This is a genomic window from Eggerthella sp., from assembly GCF_048329335.1.
Taxonomy (GTDB): domain Bacteria; phylum Actinomycetota; class Coriobacteriia; order Coriobacteriales; family Eggerthellaceae; genus Eggerthella; species Eggerthella lenta.
On record NZ_DBFEGU010000387.1, the window covers coordinates 1 to 2398 of the forward strand.

Here is a 2398-nt window from a genome sequence, read left to right on the forward strand (position 1 = left end):
GCCCTCGGAGGTGCCTGCTGGTACGCGGTGAGCACCTTGACGGGCCTCGTCGACGGCGCGCGGGCCAGCGGATCCCTCTCCACAGGCCCGCAATCGACGCCGAAAAGCGCCTGGAAGGCCGGCGAGGTGCCCGCGCTGTACCAGCGCGATCCCGCATGGGCTGACGGAACCTACGCAGAAGACGACTTCGGAACCACCGGTTGCGGGCCTACGTGCATGGCCATGGCGTACGTGGCGCTGACCGGCCGCACCGACATGACACCGGCCGACATGGGCGCGTTCTCCGAGCGCCTCGGATGCGCGACCCCCGACGGCACCGCCTGGACGTTCATGACCGAAGGCGCGGCCGAGCTTGGCCTCGTCGCCGAAGAAGTGCCCGCAGACGAGCAGAGCGTTCGCCGCGCTCTCCTGTCCGGCTCCCCCGTCATTTGCAGCGTGGGACCGGGCGATTTCACCAGCACGGGCCACTTCATCGTGCTCGCAGGCATCGACGAACAGGGCCGCCTGCTCGTGCGCGACCCCAACAGCCCTGAACGCACGGGAAAGGCTTGGGACTTCGCCACCGTGCTCGGCCAATGCCGCGCGATCTGGGCCTACACGGCCGCTTGACGCGCCTCGCGCAGCCCTTTCACCAGCTGGTCGGCGCACGAAGTTGCGCGCCGACCGCACGTGTTGCCCTCAAGCGCCGCGGCGACGTCCTCCACCGTCATGCCCTCGATGAGCTTCGACACCGCCTTCAAATTGCCGTCGCAGCCGCCGACGAACTCAACACGCGCCACCTTGTCGCCGTCGAGGTCGATATCGATCGCGCGCGAGCATACGCCGCGCGGGGTGTAACGGTACATGCCTCTCTCCTCCTCTTCGCGGGTCCCGCCCGCATCTTTCAGAACAATCCGCAAGTGAACAGGAAGTTCAACGATTTCAAGTTTGCCCCGACGTGCTCGCTCACCCATTGCTGGCAGAAACGCAGCACGGAAAACGCGGCGGAAGGATCCGCCTCGAGAATCTCGATCTCGGCGAACGTGGAGCTCAGCAGAGCCCGGCACCACGCGACCGTAGAGGCAGGGACGAGCACCGTCTCCACGCTCGACCGGCATGCGGCGCACACCGCCCCGCCCTCCTGGTACGAGAGCGCCATGAGTCCGCTTTCGGGAACCGCCTCCACGTCGCGCCCGCAGGAGACGCACACATCGAGGCTGGGGCGCAACCCCGCGAACGCAAGCGTCTTGAGCAAGTGCGCCGCGCACACGGCCGGCACCTGCGCGGGATCGACCCGACCCAGGCTGGACAGCGCCGTGCGCGTGAGCGCGAACAACCGCGGGTTCTCCAGACCCATCTGCGTGACGCGGTCGAGCAGTTCGGCAATGGGCGCAGCCCCGGCAGCGTGCTCAATGTCGCGGCGAAGACGCTCGTTGCTCTCGACGAGCCGCGCTTCCTTCACGATGTCGAGGCTGCGCCCGCGCGCGACGAGCAAGTCGACGACCGAGTACAGCTCGAGGCGCGCCGCGAACGAGCTGGCGGGTTTACGCGCGCCCTTCGCTACGGCCCGTATCTGCGAGCCGTCCTCGGCGAGCAGCGCCAGGATGAGGTCGCTCTCGCCGAGCTTCGTCTTGCGCAGCACGATGGCGCGCGCGTCGTAGGTAGGCTGGGACACGCGCGCTACGAGATACTGGCGATGGCGTTGTCGCTCGTCCAAACGATGGCACCGCTCTTCTGCTTGGAGGAGCCGTACACGGTTTCGCCGTCGAGCGAGGTCACCGCCTTGCCCGTGATGGTGAACGACGTGGTCTCGCCTCCCTCGTACTTCACGGCATCCACCGACTCTACCAGATAGGCCGTGCCGCCGACCGTGACGGTCGAGCCCGAATCGCGCAAACCGCCGAGATACGACAGCGCCGCCTGCTCCAACTCGGCGCCGCGCGACAAGGCGACCGACACGGTGACCGTAGAGCCGGAGTCGGCCTTCGCGTCGGTTTCGGGCGTCGTGCCGAGCACGGTACCGGCAGGCACGCTGTCGTCGTAGACGTAGCTCGCCACCGGTTCGTACCCTTCGTCGGTCAGCATCTTGGAAGCCTCGTCCCACGTCTTGCCCTTCACGTCGGGCACGGTGAAGGGGACGGCAACGGTAACGGTGATCTCGGTGCCGGCAGCGGCCTTCGACCCCGCTTCGGGGGCTATCCCCAGCACGAGGCCCTCACGCTCGTTCGACTTCTCGGTCACGAAGGAAACCTTCTCGAACCCGTCCTTCTCGAGCAGAGCCGCCGCTTCGTCGCGCTGTTTGCCCGCGACGTCGGGGATCGTGCGCGCCTCCGAAACATGGATGGTGACTTCGGTGCCCTCCTCCTCGCGAGAGCCGGCGACGGGATCCATGAGCAGCACGACGCCCTCGGTGTCGTCG

General features: G+C 67.5%; 4 protein-coding genes. 1 reads left to right on the forward strand and 3 read right to left on the reverse strand.

Features of this window, described 5'->3' with window-relative positions:
- Positions 1-609: C39 family peptidase (locus tag ACMO6A_RS12080; protein WP_418471325.1), on the forward strand; the 609-nt coding region annotated here is incomplete at its 5' end.
- On the opposite strand, the gene ACMO6A_RS12085 is transcribed toward ACMO6A_RS12080, so the two are convergent.
- The 3 genes from ACMO6A_RS12085 to ACMO6A_RS12095 form a co-directional block, all read right to left on the reverse strand.
- Positions 594-845 carry a TIGR03905 family TSCPD domain-containing protein gene (locus ACMO6A_RS12085; protein ID WP_009307046.1) on the reverse strand — a complete coding sequence of 84 codons (252 nt, stop codon included), beginning with the start codon at positions 843-845 and terminating at the stop codon, positions 594-596. The two genes, ACMO6A_RS12080 and ACMO6A_RS12085, sit on opposite strands and share 16 nt — an antisense overlap.
- Before the next feature lie 38 nt (positions 846-883).
- Positions 884-1696 carry a DNA repair protein RecO gene (gene recO / locus ACMO6A_RS12090; protein WP_156996276.1) on the reverse strand — a complete coding sequence of 271 codons (813 nt, stop codon included), beginning with the start codon at positions 1694-1696 and terminating at the stop codon, positions 884-886.
- Positions 1660-2398 (reverse strand): PASTA domain-containing protein (locus ACMO6A_RS12095; RefSeq protein WP_418471326.1); only part of this gene is annotated, 739 nt, incomplete at its 5' end. The genes recO and ACMO6A_RS12095, both read right to left, overlap by 37 nt.

Bases quoted from the DNA above. Each gene is read 5' to 3' on its own strand.
- ACMO6A_RS12085 (WP_009307046.1), bottom strand. From the start codon at position 845: ATGTACCGTTACACCCCGCGCGGCGTATGCTCGCGCGCGATCGATATC.